A 26,248-nucleotide genomic window follows, 5' to 3' on the forward strand; every position below is an offset into this window, starting at 1 on the left:
CACTTTTTTTAAACATCTTTTACTGTAATAATATTTACAGGACAAGCTTTTGAAGCATTTTGACATGGTTCTAAAATTTCATAATCTTTTGACTTAAGCGTAAAAAAACCTTTCTTTTCTTCAGTATGTAACAATACAGATTTCCCATCTTTTTTAGACATTTGAAATTGTTGTGGTGCTAACTCTACACAATAATTACAACCAATACATTTGTTACGCTGTAACGTTATAACAACCATTAAGCCTCTACTTTGTTCTCAACAATCTTGTACAATTTATCTGACGGTCTCACTCTAAAATCTAAGGGAATAGTAATAGAATCTCCCTTTTTTCCCTTATCCAGAGATTCATCATTAACTAACATTTCATTTAGCTTAAACTCCTTTGCGCCAGTTGTAGGGCCAGTAATTAAAATGGAGTCTCCAATAGAAATATCATAAGCTTCAATTTTAAACTCCCCTATTTTGGCTTTAGGAAAATAGTGTACCCCTTTACCTATATACACTTTCTTCTGTGTAGCATGGCTACCAGAACCCTTACTCCATTCACCTAGCTTCTGCCCCAAATAATAACCACTCCAAAAACCTCTATTATACACCTTTTCTAAATCTTGCATCCATGATATAACTTGTGCTTTAGAATAAGTGCTATTTTCTATACTATCAATAGCTTCTCTATAACATCTAATAACTTTTGCTACATATTCTGGAGCTCTTCCTCTACCTTCTATTTTTAAAACTTTAATACCAGCATCTACTACTTGATCTAGAAAATCTATGGTACACAAATCTTTTGGAGACATTATATACTCATTATCTAACTCCATTTCAAAACCAGTTTCCTGATCAACAACTGTATATTTTTTTCTGCAATTTTGTTTACAAGCTCCTCTATTTGCCGAAGAATTATAAGCATGTAAGCTCATGTAACATTTCCCTGAAACTGCCATACATAATGCACCATGACCGAAAATTTCTATTTCTACCAATCTACCTGATGGACCTTTTATTTGCTCTTTTTCTATTAGCTCTGTAATGTGTTTTACTTGTCGTAAACTTAACTCTCTACTTAACACCATAGTATCTGCAAACATGGCATAAAACTTAACAGTCTCAATATTGGTGATATTAATTTGAGTTGAAATATGCACCTCCATATTATATTCTCTTGCAATTGCAATAACGGCTTGATCCATAGCAATTACAGCAGTAATATTAGCTTCTTTAGCTTTTTTTACTAATGTTTTTACTATAGATAAATCGTGATCATAAATTATAGTGTTAAGCGTTAAATATGTTCTCACATTTTTTGCTACACATCGTTTAGAAATCTCAGGCAAATCATCTAAAGTAAAATTAATAGATGCTCTTGCACGCATATTAAGTTGCTCAACACCAAAATATACAGAATCTGCTCCATTATCTAACGCTGCTTGTAAAGATTCAAAATTACCTGCAGGTGCCATAAGTTCTATCTTTTGCATATTCTTTTTAAATTTTTTATTTGAAACCTATTTTTAATTAAGTTCTATTTCGTAATTAAGTTTATTTGATAGTGTTTTTAGATTGGATTTGGATTTAAACACATTAGAAATCAATATTTTACCCCAGCCTATTTTTTTAGAATAATCATTAAAAGATTCTTCACGCCAATTAAAGCCTTCTTTCCAAAATTTATTGGGTGATATATAACAAAATGTATAGTCAAAAATAACGCTAGATTGATTATACTCTTTTAATTTAGACAATGCTTGAGGTGCCATTAATATAATATTATTAGCATTACAATTAGCTCTTATATCTGATATTACATTAGGATAATCTTTTTCTAATGTAGATATATCAAAATCATTATATTCTGTATTTCCAATTCTTTGAATTGGTCTAACCTGAAGAATATCGAAACCTTTAGCGTCAAAGTGTTTAAAAATATCTTTAAGCTCGTAAAAATTATCTTTATTAAAGGTATAATTAATCCTTACTTTAAAATCGTAAGTTGCTTTCAACTTACTAAATGCCTTAAATGCATTTTGGAACTTTTCATAATTTGCTTTTTTCATAAAATGCTCATAGCTCTCTTTGGTAACACCATGAAGTGAAATAGTAAATTCGTTAAGTCCTGCTTTAAGTAAAGTCTCAATACGCTCTTCTGTAAGTAGGTTTGCGTTGGTGGTTAAAGAAATATAAGGAACTTTATAGTGTTTTCCCAATGCTACTATCTTATCTAAATTTTTATACAAAGTAGGTTCAGTACCGCAGCCTATTTGTAATTTTAAAGCTCTTTTAAAAATCACTTTAGCTATTAACTCTACATCCTCTGGCTTTAATTGACCTTTAAGCGTTTTTACAAAATCTGAATCAGTAAAATAACACATTTTACAACGCAAATTACAAGCCATTACAGGATCTAGATTAACAGCCAAATAACGTCTATTAAATTTATGAAAAAGAAAAAGCGCAAAAAACTTTATTCTATGGCTTTTTATCTTTCTATTAAGTTGTAATAGTTTGTAAATATTCATTTATTGAGCTGTATTATCTTGAGCTTCAAAAATATTACGCAAGTCCTTTTTATAAGGTAAATGTCTTGCTCTTCCCTTTTTAAAAATATCATTACTATTACCTTGTCCTTTTCTTAACGCCTTTTGTTCTTCGTATGGTAATTTTATAATTTCTTGGCAATGTGTTGAACAACAATTATCCATCTTTTCTTTACATTCTTCACATTGAATAAAGAGAAGATGGCATGCTTCATTTACACAATTTGTATGCATATCTGCAGGTTTACCACATTGGTGACAATTAGCAATAATATCTTCGCTTATACGTTCTGAACGTCTTTGGTCAAATACAAAGTTTTTACCAATAAATTTGTTCTCTAATCCTTCGGCTTCAATTTGTCTAGTATAATTTATGATTCCCCCTTCTAACTGATATACATTTTTAAACCCTTTATGCTTATAGTACGCACTCGCTTTTTCACAACGAATACCACCAGTACAATACATCACCAGCTTTTTATCCTCTTTATGTTCTCTTAAATCTTCTTCAATTAAATCTAGAGATTCTCTAAACGTGTCAACATCTGGAGTTATGGCATTTTTAAAATGCCCTATTTCACTCTCGTAATGATTACGCATATCTACCAAAACCGTACTAGGATCTTCAATAAGCTCATTAAATTGTTCGGCATTAACATGTATACCTTTATTAGTAACATCAAAAGTATCATCGTTTAAACCATCAGCAACAATTTTATGTCTCACTTTTACTTTTAGTTTTAAGAAAGCATAATTATCGTGCTCAATAGCAACATTTAACCTAACGTTTTCAAGAAAAGTAATGGTATCTAAGTGATTTTTAAACGCATCAAAATTCTCTGCCGGAACCGATAATTGCCCATTAATACCTTCGTGAGCTATATAAATTCTGCCTAAGACATCCAATTCATCCCATGCCAAAAACATATGGTTTCTAAAAATCTGTGTGTTGCCAATTTTGGCGTACTTGTAGAAAGAGATTGTTAAGCGTTCTTTTCCCGCTTTTTCAATAAGTTCTGCTCTTTCTTTAGCACTTAAGTTATTGTACAGTTGCATGCTATACTAATTTTAAGGTTAAAGAATAAAGTTCATCTTCGCTAAAGCTTAGATATATATTGCCGCAAAGGTATTGATTTTATTGAATTTACATTAAAAAAAAGCACCTTGAATAATCCAAGATGCTTTTTTCCTTGACTAATAACCTAAAACTAATTCGTTGTAGAATAACAAAGTGTATACTAAACACTTTGCGAAATTTCATAGCAATTTTTTCCTTTTTCATTTAGTAGATGTAAAAAGTGTAAAAGGGTTGCGTCAAAAAATTGAAAAAAATAAAATAAGTGGTATTTTTGATATCAATTTAACATAGAAAACAAAAGAAATGAGTAGTGAAAAAGAAGCAAAATTAAAGGCATTAAAATTAACTTTAGATAAGTTAGATAAAGCTTACGGAAAGGGAACTGTAATGAAAATGAGCGATCAGGCCATTGAAGATGTTGACGCTATTTCGTCTGGCTCTTTAGGCTTAGATATTGCTTTGGGAGTTGGTGGTTACCCAAGAGGAAGAGTAATAGAAATATATGGTCCTGAATCTTCTGGTAAAACAACTTTAACACTACACGCTATTGCCGAAGCTCAAAAAGCAGGTGGTATTGCAGCATTTATTGATGCAGAGCATGCTTTTGACCGTTTTTATGCAGAAAAGCTTGGTGTTGATTTAGAAAATCTAATTATTTCTCAACCAGACAATGGAGAACAAGCTTTAGAAATTGCTGATAATCTTGTTCGCTCTGGTGCTATTGACGTTGTTGTTGTAGACTCTGTTGCTGCACTAACACCTAAAAGCGAAATTGAAGGTGAAATGGGAGATTCTAAAATGGGATTGCATGCACGATTAATGTCTCAAGCATTAAGAAAGTTAACAGCTTCTATTAGCAAAACCAACTGTACCATGATTTTTATTAACCAATTACGTGAAAAAATTGGAGTAATGTTTGGTAACCCAGAAACCACTACAGGCGGAAATGCATTAAAATTTTATGCGTCTGTACGTTTAGATATTAGAAGATCTACTCAAATTAAAGATAGCAACAGTAATGTAATGGGTAACAAAACTAGAGTTAAGGTTGTAAAAAATAAAGTGGCGCCTCCGTTTAGAACTGCTGAATTCGATATTATGTATGGAGAAGGTATTTCTAAAGTTGGTGAAGTTTTAGACCTAGCTGTAGAGTTTGACATTGTAAAAAAGAGTGGCTCTTGGTTTAGCTATGAAGATACCAAACTTGGTCAAGGACGAGATGCTGTTAAGTCTCTCATTAAAGATAATCCTGATTTAATGGATGAACTAGAAGAAAAGGTTCGGACTTTAATCAATGATAATCAATAAATTATAAAAAAATCCTGTTAAAATCAGGATTTTTTTATTTTTAAACGCAACTCTTTTACATTTTCTGCATCTAATAAGCAGAATTAATATACATTCTTATGAAAAAGTTTAGCGCTTTATTTATTTTATTTACTCTAATTTTCACTTCGTGTTCATTAGACAATGACACTCAACAAAATTTCAATTTTGAGGTCATGCCTATTGTAAGCGTAGATATGCCAGAGCAATTTATTTATGGAGAAACTTACGCTATTAACATTAGTTATATTAAACCAAATACCTGTTATCAATTCAATGATTTTGCTTATGAAATTAATGGTAATGAAAGGATAATTGCAGTAGTAAATACAGTATATACAGATGAAAATGCAAATTGTATTGGAGAACCAGAAGAAGTAACTGTTTATTTTGATTTTACTGTAACAAGTTCAGATACTTATGTTTTTAAGTTTTTTCAAGGAGAAGATGAACAAGGAATAGATCAATATCATATTGTTGAAGTGCCTGTTTTCCAAGGCAGAAATACGGCAAAAAAATAAAACTGAAAGATTATTAATTAACTCTACTAAAATGTGAGTTTAGAGCAACTCATAAAAAATTGTATAAAACAAGATGCTAAAGCGCAAAGCCTATTATATAAGCGGTATGCGAGTAAATTATTTTCGGTTAGCCTTAAGTATTCTAAAAACTATGCAGAAGCAGAAGATAATCTGCACGATGCATTTTTAACTGTATTTAGTAAAATAAATCAGTATAAAAGTAAAGGTTCTTTTGAAGGTTGGTTAAAGCGAATCGTAATTAATACATCATTACAACGCTACAGAGAAAATATCGGTGTTTTTGATATTGTAAATGAAAACAAAATTGAAGACGTTACTGTAGATATAAATGACAAAGACTTGAGTGTAGAGTATTTACTAAAAATCATTCAAGAATTACCAGACAGATACCGATTGGTGTTTAATTTATATGTATTAGATGGTTATTCTCATGTAGAAATAAGTGAGTTAATTAACATTTCTACCGGAACCTCAAAATCTAATCTTGCAAGAGCAAGAATGATTTTAAGAAATAAAATAGAAGCTTACAAAGCGAATTTAAATTCGCGATCATTATAAAATGAACGAAAAGAAAAACATAGACAGACTTTTTCAAGAAAAGTTTAAAGATTTTGAAGCTGCACCTAGCGATGCAGTTTGGGATCGTATAAGTGAAAGTCTTCCTAAGAAAAAGAAAAAACGAAGAGTTATTGCGCTTTGGTGGCAAATTGGTGGCGTTGCCGCTGCAATAGCCTTGCTCTTAACTGTTGGTGTTTCTATTTTTAATTCTGATAATAACAACTCAAAATCTCCTGTAATTGTTGACACAGAAAAAACCAACAACAATTCCATAGAAAATGATAATAATTCTAATTCTCAGAATGTAAAAAACAACCTCAACACAACAAATAATACTGAAGTCGCTAAATCCTCTAATGAGGACAATGAGTCTATCTCTAAAGAAACTGATAAATCAATCTTAAAGGAAAACACTTCGAATAAAGCCTTAACAACACCTAATGCGTCCAAATCAAACTCACTAGTAAATAATACTGACAAAAACAAAAAAGCATCTTCAACACAACACAAAAGCTTAACTAAAATTGAAAATAAAGACAATAGTACTAAAGTAGCGTCTAGCATTAACAATTCTAAAAACAACATATTAAAAAACAGTACAATTAACGATTCTGAAATAAAATCTGTTATCAAAGAAGCTATTAAAAACAATAGCTCTACTGTTACTGATAATACTACATCTAACGAATCTGAGACTTCAAATAACAAAGGCACTCAGAACAATAAAGAATTAGAAAAAGAAACTTCCATACTTAAAGAAGATGAAAACAAGGAATCTATTATAGATGCTATTGCAGACAACAACGAAGATATTGATGAAAAAGAAGAAGAAGAAGACAAACAAAGTAGGTGGAGCATTGCGCCAAATATTGCGCCTGTTTATTACAGTTCTCTAGGTAAAGGTTCATCAATAGATCAACAATTTAATAACAACTCTAAGAGTAGCGACATAAACATGAGCTATGGTATTACAGGCTCTTACACCATTTCTAAAAAATTAAAAGTTAGAGCAGGTATTAGTCGTGTTAATCTTAGCCAAAGTACTTCAGATGTTTTTGCTTTTAATGGTGGTGAATTTGCGTCTAGAAATGCGGAAACATCAATGCGTAACATTAACCCAAAAGAAGGATTAGGAAATATTACGTTTATGAGCGCTAATATGTTTAACACAAGCACTACTCCAGAGGTTTTTAATACGAAAATTGTAGGTAATATAGATCAGAGGTTTAGTTTTATTGAAGTCCCTCTTGAGTTAGAATACCGTGTGTTAGATAAGAAATTTGGTGTTAATGTAATTGGTGGTTTTAGTACGTTCTTCTTAAATCAGAATGAAATTTATGCTGACTTAGACGGAACCTCAACTTTAATTGGTGAAGCAAGTAACTTAAACACTACTAGTTTTAGTGCCAATTTTGGTTTAGGATTAGACTATAGCTTATCAAAACAATGGAATATAAATCTTGAACCTCAGTTTAAGTATCAAATAAATACATTTAATAATACATCTGGTAATTATAGACCATTCTTTATTGGTTTATATACAGGATTAAGTTATAAGTTTTAGGTTAGGTTGTTAAAGCAATGATGAATGCAATGATGACAAAAAAGCTGCTCGTGGTTAGGGTGGCTTTTCCTTTTTTATTGACTTTGCTATTTCTGTAAACTCTTGGTTAACTCATCTAAAATTACTGCTCTAGCCTTTTTATTTAATGCTTTAGTATCTTCGGTTTTTAAATCCTTTGTTTGCATAAATTGATGAATTTTTGCTTTCATTCGTCCTGGACTACCACTAAAGAATGTGTACGAAAATCGTTTTTTATTATCGTAAAAAGTAATTGGCACTACAGGTATTTGATGGTTTATAGCTAGCCTAAAAGCTCCATCTTTAAATTGGTCTAACATAACTTCTTCTTTTGGGACACCGCCTTCAGGAAAAATACATATACTCAATCCTTGTTTTAATCGTCTTTGCGCTCTTAAAAACACAGCCTGCCTACTCTTAGCACTACTTCTATCTACCAAAATACAAGTACGCTTGTAAAAGAATCCAAACAATGGGAGTTTGGCTAACTCTTTCTTACCAACAAACACAAAAGGATTTTTAACAGACACAAGCATTAACATAATATCTGTCATAGATGTATGATTAGCAATAAACATATAACTCTTCTTTGGGTTTGGCATTTCTTCTTTAACAATCTTATAATTAAAACCCATACCAATTAATATGAATTTAGCCCAAAAACGCGCTAATTTAAAAAAATAAGGATACCATTTTTCTCGTAATATAGACGTAAAAAGAAAAGGAAACAGTAGTATAATTGGTAGCGCTACCAAAATATAAAACCATATACGATATAAAACCCAAAGAGGATATTTAATTATTGCCATGGCACCAAAACTAAGTAAATAGTTCTAGTAAAAAAATTATCTTTGCGCATCGTTTAATTTTTAAAAAGATTCCTGCTTTCGCAGGAAGTTGATATGGCAAGAATACTTACAGGCATACAAAGTACAGGAACACCACACTTAGGTAATATATTAGGTGCTATTTTACCAGCAATAGAACTATCCGCAAAGAGCGACAATGAATCGTATTTGTTTATTGCTAACCTACACACCTTAACTCAGATTAAAAATGCAGAAGAGTTAAGAAACAATACCTACTCTGTAGCTGCTACCTGGTTGGCTTTTGGACTAGACACCGAAAAAACCGTATTCTATAGACAAAGTGATATTCCACAAGTAACAGAACTTGCATGGTATTTAGACTGTTTTTTTCCTTATCAACGCTTAAAATTAGCACATGGTTTTAAGGATAAAGCAGATCGTTTAGACGATGTTAATTCTGGGCTATTTATGTATCCTATGCTTATGGCAGCAGATATTTTGTTGTATGATGCTGAGATTATTCCTGTTGGAAAAGACCAAGTTCAACATATAGAATTCACAAGAGATGTCGCTTCTCGTTTTCATGCAAAAATGGGTGAAGCTTTTGTTTTACCAGAAGAACGTTTACAAGAAAACACTATGCTTATTCCTGGTACAGATGGTGAAAAAATGAGTAAAAGTAGAGATAACTTTATCAATATCTTTTTGCCAGAAAAACAGCTTCGTAAAAAAGTAATGTCTATACAAACCGACAGCACTCCATTAGAAGAACCTAAAGAATGGAAAACTTGTAATTGTTTTGCAATCTATAGTTTACTAGCTTCAGAAGAGCAAATATCAGAGATGAAAACTAATTACGAAGGCGGTAATTACGGTTATGGTCATGCCAAGCAAGCACTTTATGAACTTATTATAGAACGTTTTGCAGAGCCAAGAGAACGTTACAATTATTACATGAATAACATTGATGAGTTAGATGCTGTTTTAGCTAAAGGTGCTGCAAAGGCAAAACTTGTGGCTGATGATGTGTTAAAGCGTGTAAGAGTTAAGGTTGGTTATTAAAAAGCATAATTTACAGAAAAAAGACCTCACAGGTTTGGTGACTAAAACTTACAAAATTAAACCTGTGAGGTCTTGATTTAAATCACCTCAAATAACTTCCCAGGCAAAGGTCTAACCACACCTTTAAGCTCCATATTAAGTAAAATGGCTGCAAGTTTGTAAGTTGGAATGCTACATTCTAAAGCTATAACATCAAGTAATTCTTTATCCTTTTCTTTAAGATAATTATAGATAATTTTTTCATCTGGTTCTAACCCTACAAAAAGTTGTTTTTGTACGGCTGGTTTCTGCTCTTGTTTTAACTGCCAGTTTAATAAGTAAGGGACATCCATAGGATTGGATAACAAGTGTGCTTTTTGAAATTTAATAAGATTATTACAGCCAACACTTTGGCTATCTGTTGTGCGTCCTGGTACTGCAAAAACCTCTCTATTATAAGAATTTGCAATATCTGCCGTAACCAAGCTACCTCCTTTTTCAGCCGATTCAATAACAATAGTTGCTTCACTTAGGCCTGCAATAATTCTATTACGTTTTAAAAAATTGTTTCTATCAAACACATCTGTACTCCAAAAATCGGTGTAAAACCCACCATGTTTTTCTACATCTGCCACATACTTTTTGTGCACCTTAGGATAGATTTGATTAAGTCCATGCGCCAAACAACCAATAGTTTGTAAGTTATGCTTAATTGCTGCTTTTTGAGCAGTTATATCTGTACCATAAGCAAATCCAGAAACAATAATGGGATTGTATGGTGAAAGCGATTCTACCAACTTTTCACAAAAGGCTATACCATTTGTAGTGATTTTTCGAGCTCCAACAACACTAATAATTGGTTGACGGTTTATATTGATATTTCCAGATTGAAATAATACAATTGGACCATCAATACAGTGTTTTAATTTTTCAGGATAGGTATCTTCGGTAAAATAATGAACGTCAATATTATTGTCTTTAATAAACTTCAGCTCATGCTCTGCTTCTTCAAGATGAATACTATTAAAAAGTCCTTCTATGGTTATTATTCCTATACCATCAATTTTAAGAAGGCTTGTTTTTTTCTCTTTCAAAACCGCTTCAGCAGAACCACAATGATTAATTAATTTTTTAGCTGTTGTAGAACCAATCTTAGGTACATGTTGCAAGGCTAAAGCATAAATTAAATCTTGATCTGTCATTTAAAATATTGATTTTCAAAACTACAAGAAACTAAATTTTCTGATGTTAATAACTATATTCCACTAAACTTTTTTCGCGTTTAAAAATTTATAATTTTGTTTTACTCGATATTCGAGTTTAAGCAAAACTAGGTATTACGCTAAATTTATGGACTTGGTTTAATTACATTCTAAGTTCTATTATAATGGCTATAGATATATGCAATTAGAGACTTACATCAGTGACCTTTTATATAGATACGATTGTGTAACTGTACCAGAATTTGGTGCATTTTTAAGCAATCGCGTTTCGGCTAAAATGCACGAATCTACTAGTACATTTTATCCTCCTAAAAAAGTATTGTCTTTTAACGAGCAATTACAAAACAATGATGGTTTGTTGGCTAACTACATTGCTGAAGTAGAAAAAATACCTTACGCTTCTGCTAACGATAAAATATCTAAGCAGGTAAAGACCATAAAATCTCACCTCATTGAAGGGGAAACCATTCCGTTTGAAAACATTGGAGAACTTGTTTTAAATACTGAAGGCAAAATAGTATTTAACCCTTCTAATCATATTAATTACCTTACTGATGCTTTTGGTTTATCGCATTTTACATCGTCAGACATTAAGCGCGAAGTTTACAAAGAAGAGGTAGAAACTATTGAAGAAGTTGCTCCAATCGTACTTACACCAGAAAAAAGATCTAATCGTAATTGGTTAAAATATGCAGCTGCAGCTGTTGTTGTATTAGGATTAGGTGGTTTTGGAGCTGCTAAATATTACAGCAACACCATTGAAAATCATAATCAGTTAGCACAAGAAGAAGCTAATGCACAATTAGACGCTAAAGTACAAGAAGCTACTTTTATTATTAGTAACCCATTACCTGCCGCAACACTTTCGTTAGAGAAGCAAACAGGAAATTATCATATTGTTGCTGGTGCATTTAGAGTTGAAGCCAATTCTGACAAAAAAGTTGAGCAACTTAAAAGTCTAGGTTATAAAGCTAAAACTATTGGTAAAAACCGTTATGGATTATATGAGGTTATCTACGAAAGTTTTGAAACCAGGCTAGAAGCTCATAAAGCGCTTTACAAAATCCGTAACGAGCATAATAAAGACGCTTGGCTTTTAATTAAAAAGTTAGATTAATCATTAAGGCGCGAATTCCACTAGTTTCCACGAATAATTATTGAACTCTTTAGACGTTATTAATATCTTAAATCTTAGACCTACAATCTAAAATCAGCTTATCTTTGCAAAAATTTAAAAAGTTTATGCAACCTAAAACCGCTTTACAGTCTAAAACTGTAGTTACAGATATTGTTTTACCTAGTGAAACTAATCCTTTAAATAATCTTTTTGGTGGTGAATTATTAGCACGTATGGATAGAGCTGCTAGTATAGCTGCAAGACGCCATTCTCGTCGTATTGTAGTTACTGCTTCGGTTAACCACGTAGCTTTTAACAGATCTATACCTTTAGGTAGTGTTGTAACTATTGAAGCAAAAGTTTCTCGTGCTTTTACATCTTCTATGGAAATATATTTAGATGTTTGGATTGAAGATAGAGAATCTGGTGAATGTGTTAAAGCTAATGAAGCTATTTACACTTTTGTTGCAGTAGATGAAACTGGGAGACCTGTAAAAATCCCTCAACTTATTCCAGAGTCTGACCTAGAGAAACAACGTTACGATGCAGCTTTGCGCCGCAAGCAATTAAGCTTAGTACTAGCAGGAAAAATGAAACCAGTTGATGCTACTGAGTTAAAAGCTCTTTTTGAGTAATATATTCCTGCGAAAGCAGGAATCTCTTTAATAAATACATTAACAAAATCATACGATTCTTACCTACGTAGGAATGACAATTAAACCTTTACTCATTTCATAAGTCTTATCATTAAACCAAATTTATTAATGATATGAGATATGTAGTTTACACTTTAGTTTTTGTTTTTGCCTTAAGCTTCAGCTCTTGTGCAAAACGTGTTGTGGTTGCTCAACCAACCTCTGTAGTTATAGTTAAAAAATTACCTAGACAATATAAAGTGGTTAGAATTAAAGGCAAACGCTATTATTACTTTAATGGTAAGCACTACAGAAAAACCAGAAGAGGTTATATTGTCGTAAGGGTTTAGTACTTAGCCAACCAATACTCTGGGTTAAGCACTTTATCGTTTTTATAAATTCTGAAACCTAAGAGTGTTTCTCCCTTTATCTTATTTGTAAATACTTTACCTATTACTTGACCAGTTGTAATCTTATCACCTTTAGTAACCTTTACCGAAGAAAGGTTCATGTAAACACTAAAATAATTTCCGTGACGCACAAGTATAGTCGGATTTCCACGTTTCATAACATGTACTTCTGAAACCACTCCATTAAATACGGCTCTTACATCAGAGTTTGGTTCAGTAGCTATATAAATACTTTTATAGTTTTGTGTTACTGAGGCATCTGTTAATGAACGTCGCTTTCCAAACTTACCTTTTATAACACCTGTTCTAACTGGCCAACCTAGCTTGCCTTTATTGGCAGCAAAATTATCGGCTAATTTCTTGGCTTCAGGAGTGAGCACAAATTTACCTGTAGAGGTTTTCTTTCCTGCTTTTTTATTTGAGGCTGCAATTGCTTCTCTAATTAATCTATTAATTTCTTTATCTAATCGATTAGCTTCCTGTCTTTTCTTCTTAATCTGAGCCGTAAACTTGCTCATATCTGCTTTTATAGAGGCCATCAATACTTCACGCTCATCAAGTTCTTTTTCTAGCTCGCGCTTTGCTATTCTGTTTTCTTTAATTAATTTTTCTTTATCTGCTTTTTGCTTAGATAATTGAAGATTTAAAGCTTGTAACGCTTTAGTTTTGGTTTTTATAGCTTCTCCTTGTTCTTTCTGATAATTAGCATATTGCCTTATGTATTGTAGTCTTTTATAGGCTTGCTTAAAATTACTTGAAGATAACAAAAACATAACTTTACTTTGCTCTGACTTGCTTTTGTATGATTTTACAATCATAGCAGCATAATCGTCTTTAAGCTCTTGTAACTGCGCTCTAAGACTTGTTATTTCCTTTTGATTTGTGTTAATCTCTCTAGTAAGTAAATTGGCTTGTTCGTTAGTGATTCTAATGAGGTTTTTTCTAACACTAACTTTATAGTTAAGATCTTCTAAAAGTGTAATAGCAGATTTTTCTTCTTTCTTTTTAGAAAACAATAATGCATTTATCTGCTTTATCTCTCTACGCTTTTGTTGAAGTTCAGCTTCGAGCTTTTTTTGCTTGTCGCTTTGCGCAAATAGCGAAATTGAGGATAATAAACACCCAAAAAAGAAAATTACATATAATCGCTTATTCATTTTGTAAACACCTCTAAAATCCCTCTTTTATAACACTGATCACTTAATCTCAAGGGAACAATTCATCTAATTTGTTTTTATAACTATTTCTTTATATCCTGAAGGAATTTTAAACGGAAAACGAACCTCTTCATTTAAGGACAGAGATTTAAATTCCATAGAAATTTCTACCTGATCTGAATCTTCTACAGCTATAATTTTAATGTTTTTTGGCAAAACTTGTTTTTCCACTTCTTGATAAGCTTTATAATCTACCTGAAGAAAACGTCGTTTTAATTGTTGGTACATTTGCAAGCTATCCATCTTAAAATGAGATGGATTAATTAAATAAAATAACTCTAAAAGAGCACTTTGTTCTTTAGGCTGTAAAGCATAAGAGTTTTCATTAACCGAAAGAATATGCGATTGATTTTTTAGGCTGAAAATTGCCTGACCCAACAAAATATTCTGAACCTTATAAAAATCTAATTCCACACCAACAAAATTACTAAGCAGCTTGTAATCTCCATCAAAAAATTCGTTATCTAATTTGTTATAAAAACGAACTTTATTTGGTGTAATCATCATTCTTACAGCGCCTAAAATTGATTCACTTAACCAAATAACCTTATCTTTCTCAATTCTAATTTTAAAACTAGCTCCTTGCTCTTTTTGATTTTGTGTAACATTAATCTTAACTCTTGCCTTTAAAGTTTTAAAATCTACATCACTCTTTTGATGCTGCTTAATCACTTGTTTAGCAGAAAGCTTATCGCTAGCTTTACCAGAAGCAATAACACTTTTGGTAGACTTACAGCTAAAATTTAAAACCATAAGACTAACAAAAATTGCAATCTTAAATATGTTATTTGTTTTTTGTTTTTTCATTCTCTATTGAGATTCCCACTTTCGTGGAAATATTATTGTTGCGCTTTTAAAGCTTGTGCCTTTTTAGCAAACGTATTAGATTTATTAATATTATTAATGGCTTTGTAAGCAATACTTAACTCTGAATAAAAATCGGCTTCCATATTAGGGTTATCTATTAAAAAATCTAAACCCATTTCTAAATTATCAATAGCTTTTTTATAATCTCCTTGTTTATTATTGGCAACTCCATTTACTAAATACAAAATAGGCTGAGCAGGATACAGCTCTAAAGCATTGTTACTGCTTTTTACAACTGCTGCATAGTCTTCCATATCTAATTGTAATAATAAGACGTCTTTAATAAGCTTAAAGTCGTTAGAATCTTGCTTTAAAGCCTCCTTAAAATGAAATAATGCTTTTGTTTTATCTCCAGACTTAAGATAATACCTTCCTAAATCGCTATGCGTTTGTGCATTCTTATTATCATCTACCATAGCAGTAATCTCAACTAGGTTGCTTTCGTACTCAGGATTTTTAGAGACAAAAGCAACGAAATCCTTTAATACTTTGGCTTTAGCATCTGCGTTAATTTCTGGACTTGTTAAAGCTATTTTTACAGAGTTAATAGCGTCATTAACTTTTCCGTCTTCTAAATAAAATTTATATAAAGCCAAATGCACAAACTTAGATTCTGGTTTAACCTTTAAAAGGTTTTGAGCTGCTTTATACGCTTTCTTTTTATTCCCTGTTTGGCTATATCTGTAAATGAGTTTTAAGTGGTTTTCTTCGTTATTTGGATTATTAGCAACACGTTGCTCAAGATTTTCAATACGATCATCTGCATTGCCTGTAATGCTATAAATATCGTTACGCATTGCATCTCTAGCTTCACTTACTCCCAATTCTTCATCTAACTCATCTAAAAGATCTAAGGCTTGTTTATACTTTTTTTCTCTTACGTATAATGCTGCTAAATCTTCTTTATAATCTGGATGATACTTTACCAATTGCTTTATAGTCTTTATAGCATTATTAATATCATCTTGCTGATAATACACATCGTACAATTCATCTAAAAACCATTCGTTGTCTGGTTGCATACTAATAGCCTTTTTAAGATGTTTCTCAGCTGCTCCAAAATTTTTTAGCTTATTGTAATTTTTACCCAACTCGAAGTAAATAACAGGTTTTTTGCTATCTAAATTTAAGCATCTGTGAAGCGCTTCAACAGCTCTTTCATAATTCTCAATGCCTTTTTGTTTTAAGGCTTCGAAGAAATGTTCTTGAAACTCGTCTTCAACATTTCCTAAGTCATCATCTGGACGCTTATTAAAATCGACTTGAGCAAAAGAAGTTTGAGAAATGAATATCATTCCTAGTAAAACAATAAATGCTATTTTAATTTTCCTTTTAATCATATTTTACTTTACAAGTAAATCTTTTACCACTTCGAGTTTCTCTAAAACCTTAATATTTTCGCAAGATGACCTCATTAAGTCTCTATATGTATTAGCTTCATTTGGTAAATTATTTCCTGAAGCATTAAAATGAGTTTTGCTTGGCCACTGTGCGTAAGCTATATAATTTAAAGGTTTCTTAATGTGCAACCTAGAGCCTAAGCTCCCTTCGTGTTTTTGTATTAACTCGGTTAAGCCCTTCCATCCTTTTAAGAAGTCTTTCTCTCTATTGGGCTTTACATTAAAAGTATACAACACTATATACATATATCTATTAGACACAATTGTTATTCCAAACTATAGTCAATGAGATTCCTTTTTTCAAAGGAATGTTATTCTAAAACAGAATAATCTCCTATACTAATCTTAGTAAAGCTGCCATTATACTTTACATAATTACCAATCATAGCTTCGTCTAAATTAGCATTTTTAATAGTTGTTTGGTTTTGAATTAAGCTATTTTTAACGCTTGAATCTTCTATAACACAACCTTTACCAATAGAAACATGTGGTCCTACAGATGTATTGCGTAAAATTGTTCCTTCACCAATAAAACACGGTTCTATGATATTAGAATTTTCTAATACTACTGATTCATGAACCAATTGCTCTTCGTTATCTGCTTTTAAAAAGTTTAGCATCTTGGCATTGGTCTCTAAGGTTACATTCTTATTGCCACAATCCATCCATTCATCTACAGTACCTGTTTTAAAAACTTTACCTTCTGCCATCATTCGCTTAATACCATCATTGATTTGATATTCACCTCCATTCATTACATTTTCATCAAGGACTTCTTGTAATTTCTCTTTTAAAACTGCTACATCTTTAAAATAATAAATGCCTATAACGGCTTGGTCGCTTACAAATGTTTCAGGTTTTTCAACGAGTTCAACTATTTCTTCATTCTCATTAAGCTTTACAACACCATAAGCTTCTGGGTTTGCAACTCGTTTTGTCCAAATAACACTGTCTGCTTCTGGATCTAAGTCAAACTCAGCTCTTATTAATGTGTCTGCATACGCTATTACTGCTGGCCCAGAAAGTGATGGCTCAGCACTCATAATAGCATGGCCTGTACCTAAAGGTTGATCTTGTCTGTAAATTGATGCTTTGGCATTTAAACCTTCAGCGAGCTCTGTTAAGCTTTCTACAACATCATTCCCAAAAAAAGCTGGATCACCTAGTACAAATGCAATCTCTTCTATAGGCTGCTTTAAAACTTTTGCAATATCCTTTACTAAACGATGTACAATAGGTTGACCTGCTACTGGAATTAATGGTTTTGGCACTGTTAAACTATGTGGTCTAAGGCGAGATCCTCGACCTGCCATTGGTACTATTATTTTCATATCATTGCCTGCGAAAGCAGGTATCTTTTTGTGTTATACTTTATTCCTTTGATAAAAGGAAACTCTTTATTTTATTAGTTATTTTAACTGATACTCTTGTTAATTCATATTACCTAGAAATACCAGAATTTTATGTAATTAATTTTGAAATTTCTGCACATATAGGAATTAGGAAGTTCCTGTGCTTCCAAAGCCTCCTTCTCCTCTATCTGTATCAGATAGCACTTCAACACTTTCCCATTCTGCACGTTCGTGTTTTGCAATGACTAATTGTGCTATACGTTCCCCATTTTTAATTTCGAAATCTTCATTAGATAAATTCACTAAAATCACTCCTATTTCACCTCTATAATCCGCATCTATTGTACCTGGTGCATTCAATACTGTTATTCCTTTTTTAGCTGCCAACCCACTACGTGGTCTAACTTGAGCTTCGTAGCCTATTGGTAATTCTATGAATAAACCTGTACCGACTATAGTACGCTCTAAAGGTTTTAATGTTCTAGCTTCTGTAATACTCGCTCTTAAATCCATACCAGCTGAAGCTATGGTTTCGTAATGTGGTAAATCGTGTCTGGATTTGTTTATGATTTTAATTTTCATCTGTCCATCTTCCTTCTTCCAAAAAGGAAGAAACTGTATTATATAATTATTCTTTTATTTAATTAGATTTTTGCTTTTTGAGAACTGATAATAGTTGGTTCTTTTCCAGCAAAATAACCAATCCCAAAAATACAATTAACATTGTAATCCCTATAATATAATTACCTCGATATTGATAAAAATACAACATTGAAAAAGCGATAGAAACTAATAAGTTCAACCCTATTTTTTTTAGGTTATAAGGTATTGGATAATATTTTCTACCAAAATAATACGATAATAACATCATGCTTGCATAAGCTACTAATGTTGCAACAGCAGAAGCCATATAACCATATGCTTTAATAAACACAAAATTTATTATAAGGGTTATTACTGCGCCAACGATAGAAATGTATGCTCCAAACTTAGTTCTGTCTGTAATTTTATACCAAACCGATAAATTATGATAAATGCCTAAACAGAAATTAGCTAATAAAATTATTGGTACAATCTGCATAGCTTCCCAATAGGCTTCACTTCTAATAATAAATGGTTTTAAAACATCTGCAAAAACAACTACAGCTAAAAGTATAATTGACCCAAAGGCAACAAAAAATTCTAGAATATTAGCATAGTTTTTTTGTGGATTTTTAGTTTTTGCATGACTAAAAAAATAAGGTTCTATTCCCAAACGATAAGCCGTAGCAAAAAGCGTCATAAACAATGCTAATTTATAACATGCTGAATACATTCCTATTTGGCTTTCGGCAATATCTGCGGGTAGTAATTCTTTAAGTAAAATTCGATCAAAGGTTTCATTGATTGAAAATGCTACACCAGCTATTAAAACCGGAAATGCATATCGTAACATTTGTTGCCATAAATTTTTATCGAACTTATAATTTAGCTTTATATAAAATGAAGCCATTAGCAATAGTGTAAAAGCACTTGCTACCAAGTTGGCTATAAATATATAGCTGATCTCAAAATTGGGTTTATATATACTGCTAAAGATGTTTTCGTTTGCAGCCAGATCTTTTAATGCTAACAAAAAGAATAGATTTAAACCAATGTTTATTACTACGTTTATGATCTTAATTACAGCATATCGCATCGGTTTTTCATTAGCTCTTAACCATGCAAATGGTATTATAACCAATGCATCTAGAAGCAATATCGAAATAACCAGATTAATGTATTTAACATCTATATCTATAACATAAGCGATTTGATTTTGAAACGCTAAAGCCAAAACAAAAAACACTAAGGACGATACCATTAGAGAAATAGTAGACGTACTAACTACGTTATCTTTATCATCTTCCTTATTAAAAAACCTAAAAAAAGCGGTTTCCATGCCATAGGCTAAAATCACATTAAACAACACGAAATAAGAAAAAATAACCGAAACCTTGCCATATTCTGAAGGGTTAGCTAAGACGGCTTCGCTTGTATATAAAGGAACAAGTAAAAAGCTTAGCATCCTTGGTAATACCGTTGCTAAACCGTAAATAAATGTTTGCTTAAAAAGAGATTTAAATCCGCTCAATTAAAAAAATGATATTGTCCAAAAATATTAAATATAAATGGGTCTTCTATAGCTAAGAATAAAAAAGCCTTACTAATAGGTAAGGCTCAATCATTATTCTCTTAATTTCTAATCATCATCTTCAACATCTAGGGTAGCTATTCCGTTAGAATTGCTTTTTGTGTAAAACGAAGTTGGTTCGTTTTCATAATACGTTGCAGCAATTTCATTAAGCGTTTTTATTTTGCAGAATTTAGTTTGTCCGTTTTCTATATAGCTTATTACACATTCATTATCTCTAAGTTTGAAAGGAAAAACGATCTGCTTGCTATCACTAAAAGGTGCATAATTATAAGACTGCTGCTTTAAAACAGCAATGTACTTATTGTTTTCTTTAACTAGCTTTCCACTTAAGCTTCTAAAATAAATATCCTTAAGAGTAACACCGTCATTAAGATTACTAATTGGTATAAACACATTTATACCTTTATCTCCAACTTTAACACCTGCATACCATTCTTGAAAAAGAACCGATTTAAGCATAAATGGTGTTTGTTTTTGAAATTTAGTAGACTTAACACTTGAAGTTGCACATTGAAAAGTAAATGAAAAAGAGACCATAAAAACTATGGCATAGGTTGCCTTTTTTAGTTTTTTCATTATAAGTAGGTTAAAATTTGGAACTACAATATATACTAAAACAATCTATATTGCCGATATTTCAACCCATTAATCGATGAAAGGCATAATAATGTAAGATTTTATATTGAACAGAGTTTTGTTATAACTTCTATTATGTATACCTAAAATATTATTCTATTTTTAAAAATAATTAAACTAAAGGTATATGATTGGAACTAGTAAACGCTTTATTACAGAAGAAATAGTTAAAAACTCGTCTTGTACGCACTGCAATGAACAAAATACACTAATGGTTAAGGTGTTTTCTAAGATATTTATTCTTAAAATACTGCCTTTTGTTTTAGGTAAATCTACAGAACTATCGTGCTCTAATTGCAAAAAAGCTTACAGCACTAAAGATACTTTAGATGCAACAACACAACGTAGAATAGATATAATAAAAGACGATGCTCAGCATGCTTGGTTTTTATACATAGGCTATGTTTTTATTGCTGTTGCTATGTTAGCTGCAATGTTTAAATAAAAAACCTAACTCGTTAAAGTTAGGTTTTTACTTATCTATAAAATTGAAATACTAAAGCAAGTTTAGTACAATTTAATATAAAATTTAGCTATTTAATGCTTCAGCACCACCAACAATCTCTAAGATTTCGTTAGTAATTGCCGCTTGACGTGCTTTGTTATAAGTTAACTTTAATTGATCTCTCAATTCAGTTGCATTATCTGTTGCTTTATGCATAGCTGTCATACGTGCACCATGTTCAGAAGCAAAACTATCTCTGATAGCTTTATATAACTGAGTCTTTAATGATTTAGGAATTAATGTTTCTACGATTTCTTCTTTTGATGGCTCAAAGATGTAATCTAAATTCACATTTACGTCTCCTTCTACTGGAACAATTGGTAAAAATTGTTCAGTCATAATGATCTGCGTTGCAGCATTCTTAAAGCTATTGTAAACAAGTTCTACTTTATCATACTCACCTTCGATAAACTTATTCATTATCATATCAGCAATTTCTGCAACATTATCAAAAGTTAAATCATCAAAAACTTCACTTTTGTTAGCAATTACATTACCCTCTTTACCAAATGCATCATTGACTTTTTTACCTATAGCAAGAATAGAAACGTTTTTACCAGAATACGTTTCTGATAAAAGAGTACTAACTTGCTTAATGATGTTAGAGTTAAATGCTCCTGCTAAACCTCTGTTTGAGGAAATAGCAACAATAAGTACATTATTTACGTCACGTTGATCAGCAAATTTACTTCCACTATCTGCATCTAATGTTGCACTTAAACTCTGTAAAAGTTCAGTCAATTTATTTGCATAAGGACGCATTGCTGTAATAGCATCTTGTGCCTTCTTTAACTTTGCAGCAGACACCATTTTCATAGCACTGGTAATCTGCATCGTTGAAGATACTGAAGATATTCTATTACGTATTTCTTTTAAGTTTGCCATTTGTTTTGTTTGTCATTTTGTGTTAAACACAAAATCTATTTAAGTTGAACTTTAAATAATGAGATTCCTGCCGAAGCAGGAATGACAATTATACATATTTAGCAGATAATTCTTTACAAACACTGGTTAAAGTATCTATAACTTCATCTGTTAATTTACCTGCTTTTAAAGTATCTAAAACACCTCTATGCTTAGCGTTTAAGAACTCGATATAATCGATTTCAAATTCTTTTACTTTTTCTACAGGAACGTCTTTTAATAAGTTTTTAGATCCAGCATAAATAATTGCAACCTGATCCTCTACTGTAAATGGATCGTTTTGCGCTTGCTTTAAGATCTCAACATTACGCTTACCTTTTTCAATTACATTTAAAGTTGCAGCATCTAAGTCAGAACCAAACTTCGCGAAAGCTTCTAATTCACGGAACTGAGCTTGGTCTAATTTTAAAGTACCTGATACTTTTTTCATTGATTTAATCTGAGCCGAACCTCCTACACGAGATACCGAGATACCTACGTTAATTGCTGGACGTACACCAGAGTTAAATAAATCAGACTCTAAGAAAATCTGACCATCTGTAATAGAAATTACGTTTGTTGGAATATATGCTGATACGTCTCCTGCTTGAGTTTCAATGATAGGTAAAGCTGTTAACGAACCACCACCTTTTACGATTGGCTTTAAAGACTCTGGTAAGTCATTCATGTTCTTAGCGATATCATCATCTGCAATTACTTTTGCAGCACGCTCTAATAATCTTGAGTGTAAGTAGAATACGTCTCCAGGATACGCCTCACGTCCTGGTGGACGACGTAATAATAATGATACCTCACGATAAGCTACCGCTTGCTTTGATAAATCATCATATACGATTAATGCTGGACGACCAGTATCTCTGAAATACTCTCCAATTGCAGCTCCTGCGAAAGGTGCATATACTTGCATTGGTGCAGGATCTGATGCATTTGCTGCAACGATTACTGTATATGCTAAAGCACCTTTTTCTTCAAGAGTCTTAGCAATACCAGCTACTGTAGAAGCTTTTTGACCAACTGCTACATATACACAGAATACAGGCTCACCTGCATCATAAAATTCTTTTTGATTTAAGATGGTATCAATACATACAGTAGTTTTACCAGTCTGTCTGTCTCCAATTACCAACTCACGTTGTCCTCTACCCACTGGAATCATAGCGTCAATAGACTTAATTCCGGTTTGCATTGGCTCATCAACTGGCTGACGATAGATAACTCCAGGAGCTTTACGCTCTAAAGGCATCTCATAAAGGTCACCACCAATAGGTCCTTTACCGTCAATTGGATTACCAAGTGTATCAACAACACGTCCAACCATCTCTTCTCCTACTTTGATAGAAGCGATACGCTCAGTACGTTTTACAGTTGCACCTTCTTTAATTTCTTTTGAAGGTCCTAATAATACAACACCTACGTTGTCTTCTTCAAGGTTTAATACAATACCTTCAAGTCCGTTTTCGAACTCAACTAACTCACCATATTGTGCATTAGATAATCCGTAAACACGTGCAATACCATCACCAACAGTTAATACTGTTCCTACTTCATCTAATGAAGCTCCTGCTTCAAAACCTGAAAGTTGTTGTTTTAAGATTGCTGATACTTCAGCTGGTTTTACTTCTGCCATCTTTTTATATTTAGATATTAGATTTTAGATTCTAGAGTCTAGACATCTAAACTTTTAATTTAATGTAAATTCTCTTCTTAGTTTGTTTAATTTGTTAGCAATACTTGCGTTATATTGCTTATCACCTACACGTAAAATGAAACCTCCTAAGATACTTTCATCTACAATGTTTTCGAGCTCAACTGCTTTATTAGTTAACTCTTTTACCTTTGCCAATACTTTTACTTCCAATTCGTCAGTCATTGGCACTGCTGTAGTTACTGTAGCTACTTCTTTTCCGATTTGTACATCAAATAACACTGAGTATTTTGCTGCAACTTCTTCAAGAATATCAATTCTTTTATTCGATACTAATACATCGAACAAATTAGAACTAATCCCATTAATATTTGGAAAAATCTGAGTTAAAGCTGATTTCTTAACTTCAGATTTGATTACAGAACTTTTAAGTACTTGACCTAACTCTTCGTTTTCAGAAATGGCACTAGTGATTAGCTTCATATCATTATTCACAGTATCTGCTACATTTTGCTCTGTAGCTAAACTAAGTACTGCCTTTGCGTAACGTATTGCTGCTCTTGTTCCAGCCATTTTATATTAGTTTAAAGTTGCTTCTCCTAACATAGACTCTACCAATTTTACTTGTTTGTCTTTGTTAGATAATTCTTCGCGAACTACTTTTTCTGCAATATCAATAGAAAGGTTAGCAACTTGCGATTTTAATTCAGCGATAGCAGCTTTCTTTTCAGATTCTATAGACGCTTGTGCAGCCGCAACTAACTTTGTAGATTCTGCCTTAGCTTCTTCTTTAGCATCTTCAATCATCTTATTCTTCATCTCACGTGCTTCTTTAAGCATCGTTTCTCTTTCTGCCCTAGCTTCTTTTAACAACTTTTCGTTATCCGCTTGCAAATTTTGCATTTCTTTTTTAGCATCTTCTGCTGCATCTAATGCATTTTGGATACCTTCTTCTCTGTCGTTTAAGGCAGATATGATTGGTTTCCAAGCAAACTTTGCTAAAAGAAATAATAAAATAAGTAGGATTAATAATTGCATTGCAAATAATCCTGGTGAAAAATCATTTATTAATTGCTCCATTATATTTGGTTTTCTTTTTTATTATTTTTTTGTTTAATCTTAAAAAACACTTCCTGCAACCAACCGTTACAGGAATGTGTTTTCTTTTTTGTTTCTCAGAATATTATTATTTTCCTAAGATTAAAGCACCGAATGCTAAACCTTCTAATAATGCTCCGATGATGATCATCGCCGTTTGGATTTTACCAGCAGCCTCAGGTTGACGAGCAATACCTTCCATTGCTTTTCCACCAATTTGACCTAATCCGATTCCTCCACCGATTACGATTAATCCTGCTCCAATTAAATTATACATAATTATTGATTTATAAATTAAACAAATTCTTTTTCTATTCTTAATGATGTTCGTGCTCTTCTACAGCCATACCAATAAACAATGATGACAACATTGTAAAGATAAAGGCTTGTAAGAACGCTACTAATATTTCAATTACGGAAATAAACAACGCTAACACTAATGAAATACCTGTTGAACCTACGGCTCCAAATTGATTTTTTAATGTAATCATTAAAGCAATCAAACTCATTACTACGAAGTGACCTGCAGTGATGTTTGCAAATAAACGCACTAATAATGAGAAAGGCTTAATCAATACAAATCCAACCAATTCGATAATCGCCAATATTGGTCTTAATATTACTGGTACTCCAGGCATCCATAAAGTATGCGCCCAAAAATCTTTGGTACCATTTGATAAATAAATAACCAATGTAAACAATGCTAAACACACTGTTACTGCTATTTGTCCTGTAACATTAAATCCTAATGGTGTTAATCCTAAAAGGTTTAATATCCAGATAAAGAAGAATACCGTTAATAAATATGGCATAAACTTCTTATACTTTTTCTCTCCAATGTTTGGTCTTGCGATTTCATCTCTTACATAAATCACTAATGGCTCTAACACACGACCAACACCTGTAGGTATTGCTCCTTTTTTATAACCTTTTGCCAGTGACCTAAAGCCTAAGAACATTAACAATCCAGCAAACAACATCCCAAAGACACTCTTTGTAATTGAAAAGTCTAAAACTCTAGCAGCATTTTTAGCATGATGATCATCATCAAACTCTACTACTGAAGCTCCTGCTTCTAACTCATAAATCTTGCTATGAATTTTAGCAAACTTCATTCCGTTTTTCTCCACTAATACGTGACCATCATCGTTATGATGAAACTCTGAAGACATGAATGTTGTTAACCCATTACTTGTCCACAAAATCACAGGTAAAGGAAAGCCAACATGCTTTCGCTCACCAGCATCATTTGTATACGAGAATAATGCAAAATCGTGCGAATCTGCTAAGTGATGTTTTATATAATCGTTGATTTGTTCTGGTGAACTAACTTGCCCACCCTTTTCTGAAGTTCCTCCACTTTTTGCAAATGTGGATAATGAGAAGAATACTATTCCTACTATTGTTAAAAACTTGATAGATTTTTTTGCTATCATCATACCTTTTTATAAATGTAGATTTATGCGCTCTAAATTTCCGTGCAAAGGTAAACAATAAATTAAAACTACAAACCCTTTTTAATCTTTGTTTTCTAGAACTAAAAACCGCTATCGAGTAAACGACCTTAC

29 protein-coding genes are annotated in these 26,248 nt (G+C 32.1%); 9 read left to right on the top strand and 20 right to left on the bottom strand.

Translation table 11 applies throughout. The annotated features are described in order from the left end of the window. Window positions 1-8: 8 nt before the first annotated feature. From N4A42_RS09725 to N4A42_RS09740, 4 genes are read right to left on the bottom strand one after another with little or no spacing between them, the layout of a single operon-like run. Window positions 9-239, bottom strand: a complete 231-nt coding sequence (locus tag N4A42_RS09725) for a ferredoxin (RefSeq protein ID WP_294073368.1) — start codon at window positions 237-239, stop codon at window positions 9-11. Beyond that, window positions 239-1,483 carry a peptidase U32 family protein gene (locus tag N4A42_RS09730; protein ID WP_294073370.1) on the bottom strand — a complete coding sequence of 415 codons (1,245 nt, stop codon included), beginning with the start codon at window positions 1,481-1,483 and terminating at the stop codon, window positions 239-241. Before N4A42_RS09730 ends, N4A42_RS09725 begins: the two co-directional genes overlap by 1 nt. Window positions 1,484-1,516: 33 nt before the next feature. Continuing rightward, entirely contained in the window at window positions 1,517-2,521 is a 1,005-nt protein-coding gene (locus tag N4A42_RS09735) for a radical SAM protein (RefSeq protein ID WP_294073372.1), read from the bottom strand. Further along, window positions 2,522-3,595, bottom strand: coding sequence for a rhodanese-related sulfurtransferase (locus N4A42_RS09740; protein WP_294073374.1), 1,074 nt, complete (start codon window positions 3,593-3,595; stop codon window positions 2,522-2,524). It abuts the gene before it with no gap. Window positions 3,596-3,920: 325 nt separating this feature from the next. Here N4A42_RS09740 and recA point away from each other — a divergent pair, with 325 nt between their 5' ends. The 4 genes from recA to N4A42_RS09760 all read left to right on the top strand — a co-directional run bounded on the left by recA (window position 3,921) and on the right by N4A42_RS09760 (window position 7,607). Further along, on the top strand, window positions 3,921-4,925 hold the full coding sequence (recA, locus tag N4A42_RS09745; RefSeq protein WP_294073376.1) for a recombinase RecA: 1,005 nt from the start codon (window positions 3,921-3,923) through the stop codon (window positions 4,923-4,925). Between the two features lie 98 nt (window positions 4,926-5,023). Continuing rightward, complete coding sequence (locus N4A42_RS09750) at window positions 5,024-5,464, top strand: hypothetical protein (RefSeq protein ID WP_294073378.1); 441 nt, start codon at window positions 5,024-5,026, stop codon at window positions 5,462-5,464. Between the two features lie 33 nt (window positions 5,465-5,497). Then, a complete protein-coding gene (locus N4A42_RS09755) occupies window positions 5,498-6,043 on the top strand; it encodes an RNA polymerase sigma factor (protein WP_294073380.1) in 546 nt (181 codons plus the stop codon). 1 nt (window position 6,044) lies between these two features. After that, window positions 6,045-7,607 (top strand): hypothetical protein, encoded by a 1,563-nt coding sequence (locus N4A42_RS09760; protein WP_294073382.1) that lies wholly within the window; start codon window positions 6,045-6,047, stop codon window positions 7,605-7,607. Window positions 7,608-7,693: 86 nt separating this feature from the next. Here the strand turns inward: N4A42_RS09760 and N4A42_RS09765 are convergent, their stop codons facing one another. After that, window positions 7,694-8,434 (bottom strand): 1-acyl-sn-glycerol-3-phosphate acyltransferase, encoded by a 741-nt coding sequence (locus N4A42_RS09765; protein WP_294073384.1) that lies wholly within the window; start codon window positions 8,432-8,434, stop codon window positions 7,694-7,696. Between the two features lie 93 nt (window positions 8,435-8,527). On the opposite strand from N4A42_RS09765, the gene trpS reads away from it, so the two are divergent. Next, on the top strand, window positions 8,528-9,496 hold the full coding sequence (gene trpS, locus N4A42_RS09770; RefSeq protein ID WP_294073386.1) for a tryptophan--tRNA ligase: 969 nt from the start codon (window positions 8,528-8,530) through the stop codon (window positions 9,494-9,496). Between the two features lie 77 nt (window positions 9,497-9,573). Here the strand turns inward: trpS and dprA are convergent, their stop codons facing one another. Next, window positions 9,574-10,677: a DNA-processing protein DprA gene (dprA, locus tag N4A42_RS09775; RefSeq protein WP_294073388.1), complete on the bottom strand. Its 1,104-nt coding sequence runs from the start codon at window positions 10,675-10,677 to the stop codon at window positions 9,574-9,576. A 199-nt stretch (window positions 10,678-10,876) separates the two neighbouring features. Here dprA and N4A42_RS09780 point away from each other — a divergent pair, with 199 nt between their 5' ends. The 3 genes from N4A42_RS09780 to N4A42_RS09790 all read left to right on the top strand — a co-directional run bounded on the left by N4A42_RS09780 (window position 10,877) and on the right by N4A42_RS09790 (window position 12,800). Beyond that, on the top strand, window positions 10,877-11,815 hold the full coding sequence (locus N4A42_RS09780) for an SPOR domain-containing protein (RefSeq protein ID WP_294073390.1): 939 nt from the start codon (window positions 10,877-10,879) through the stop codon (window positions 11,813-11,815). Between the two features lie 125 nt (window positions 11,816-11,940). Then, the gene (locus N4A42_RS09785) at window positions 11,941-12,450 is read left to right on the top strand and encodes an acyl-CoA thioesterase (RefSeq protein ID WP_294073392.1); all 510 of its coding nucleotides are present in this window, start codon (window positions 11,941-11,943) and stop codon (window positions 12,448-12,450) included. A 134-nt stretch (window positions 12,451-12,584) separates the two neighbouring features. Beyond that, complete coding sequence (locus tag N4A42_RS09790; RefSeq protein ID WP_294073394.1) at window positions 12,585-12,800, top strand: DUF6515 family protein; 216 nt, start codon at window positions 12,585-12,587, stop codon at window positions 12,798-12,800. Here N4A42_RS09790 and N4A42_RS09795 read toward each other — a convergent pair. The 8 genes from N4A42_RS09795 to N4A42_RS09830 form a co-directional block, all read right to left on the bottom strand. Beyond that, window positions 12,797-14,017, bottom strand: coding sequence for a peptidoglycan DD-metalloendopeptidase family protein (locus tag N4A42_RS09795; RefSeq protein WP_294073396.1), 1,221 nt, complete (start codon window positions 14,015-14,017; stop codon window positions 12,797-12,799). The genes N4A42_RS09790 and N4A42_RS09795 overlap by 4 nt on opposite strands. A 66-nt stretch (window positions 14,018-14,083) precedes the next feature. Next, window positions 14,084-14,884 (bottom strand): DUF4292 domain-containing protein, encoded by an 801-nt coding sequence (locus N4A42_RS09800; RefSeq protein WP_294073398.1) that lies wholly within the window; start codon window positions 14,882-14,884, stop codon window positions 14,084-14,086. A 32-nt stretch (window positions 14,885-14,916) separates the two neighbouring features. Beyond that, window positions 14,917-16,284 carry a tetratricopeptide repeat protein gene (locus N4A42_RS09805; RefSeq protein WP_294073400.1) on the bottom strand — a complete coding sequence of 456 codons (1,368 nt, stop codon included), beginning with the start codon at window positions 16,282-16,284 and terminating at the stop codon, window positions 14,917-14,919. A 3-nt stretch (window positions 16,285-16,287) separates the two neighbouring features. After that, a complete protein-coding gene (locus N4A42_RS09810; RefSeq protein ID WP_294073402.1) occupies window positions 16,288-16,590 on the bottom strand; it encodes an antibiotic biosynthesis monooxygenase in 303 nt (100 codons plus the stop codon). A 65-nt stretch (window positions 16,591-16,655) separates the two neighbouring features. Next, window positions 16,656-17,675 carry a sugar phosphate nucleotidyltransferase gene (locus tag N4A42_RS09815; RefSeq protein ID WP_294073404.1) on the bottom strand — a complete coding sequence of 340 codons (1,020 nt, stop codon included), beginning with the start codon at window positions 17,673-17,675 and terminating at the stop codon, window positions 16,656-16,658. A gap of 168 nt (window positions 17,676-17,843) precedes the next feature. Beyond that, window positions 17,844-18,278 (bottom strand): dUTP diphosphatase, encoded by a 435-nt coding sequence (gene dut, locus N4A42_RS09820; protein WP_294073406.1) that lies wholly within the window; start codon window positions 18,276-18,278, stop codon window positions 17,844-17,846. A 58-nt stretch (window positions 18,279-18,336) separates the two neighbouring features. After that, window positions 18,337-19,809 (bottom strand): oligosaccharide flippase family protein, encoded by a 1,473-nt coding sequence (locus N4A42_RS09825; RefSeq protein ID WP_294073408.1) that lies wholly within the window; start codon window positions 19,807-19,809, stop codon window positions 18,337-18,339. 108 nt (window positions 19,810-19,917) lie between these two features. Then, window positions 19,918-20,448 carry a hypothetical protein gene (locus tag N4A42_RS09830; RefSeq protein WP_294073409.1) on the bottom strand — a complete coding sequence of 177 codons (531 nt, stop codon included), beginning with the start codon at window positions 20,446-20,448 and terminating at the stop codon, window positions 19,918-19,920. Between the two features lie 187 nt (window positions 20,449-20,635). Here N4A42_RS09830 and N4A42_RS09835 point away from each other — a divergent pair, with 187 nt between their 5' ends. Then, complete coding sequence (locus tag N4A42_RS09835; protein WP_294073411.1) at window positions 20,636-20,953, top strand: hypothetical protein; 318 nt, start codon at window positions 20,636-20,638, stop codon at window positions 20,951-20,953. An 84-nt stretch (window positions 20,954-21,037) separates the two neighbouring features. On the opposite strand, the gene atpG is transcribed toward N4A42_RS09835, so the two are convergent. From atpG to atpB, 6 genes are all read right to left on the bottom strand, one after another. Beyond that, the gene (atpG, locus tag N4A42_RS09840; RefSeq protein ID WP_294073413.1) at window positions 21,038-21,898 is read right to left on the bottom strand and encodes an ATP synthase F1 subunit gamma; all 861 of its coding nucleotides are present in this window, start codon (window positions 21,896-21,898) and stop codon (window positions 21,038-21,040) included. Between the two features lie 88 nt (window positions 21,899-21,986). Then, window positions 21,987-23,564 (bottom strand): F0F1 ATP synthase subunit alpha, encoded by a 1,578-nt coding sequence (gene atpA, locus N4A42_RS09845; protein ID WP_294073415.1) that lies wholly within the window; start codon window positions 23,562-23,564, stop codon window positions 21,987-21,989. Window positions 23,565-23,618: 54 nt separating this feature from the next. Beyond that, complete coding sequence (atpH, locus tag N4A42_RS09850; protein ID WP_294073417.1) at window positions 23,619-24,155, bottom strand: ATP synthase F1 subunit delta; 537 nt, start codon at window positions 24,153-24,155, stop codon at window positions 23,619-23,621. 6 nt (window positions 24,156-24,161) lie between these two features. Further along, a complete protein-coding gene (locus tag N4A42_RS09855) occupies window positions 24,162-24,662 on the bottom strand; it encodes a F0F1 ATP synthase subunit B (protein ID WP_294073419.1) in 501 nt (166 codons plus the stop codon). Window positions 24,663-24,768: 106 nt separating this feature from the next. Next, window positions 24,769-24,957 (bottom strand): ATP synthase F0 subunit C, encoded by a 189-nt coding sequence (gene atpE, locus N4A42_RS09860; protein ID WP_004569351.1) that lies wholly within the window; start codon window positions 24,955-24,957, stop codon window positions 24,769-24,771. A gap of 40 nt (window positions 24,958-24,997) precedes the next feature. Then, window positions 24,998-26,119 carry a F0F1 ATP synthase subunit A gene (atpB, locus tag N4A42_RS09865; RefSeq protein ID WP_294073444.1) on the bottom strand — a complete coding sequence of 374 codons (1,122 nt, stop codon included), beginning with the start codon at window positions 26,117-26,119 and terminating at the stop codon, window positions 24,998-25,000. Between the last annotated feature and the right edge of the window lie 129 nt (window positions 26,120-26,248).

The sequence above is a fragment of the Winogradskyella sp. genome (assembly GCF_025210595.1).
Lineage (GTDB): Bacteria > Bacteroidota > Bacteroidia > Flavobacteriales > Flavobacteriaceae > Winogradskyella.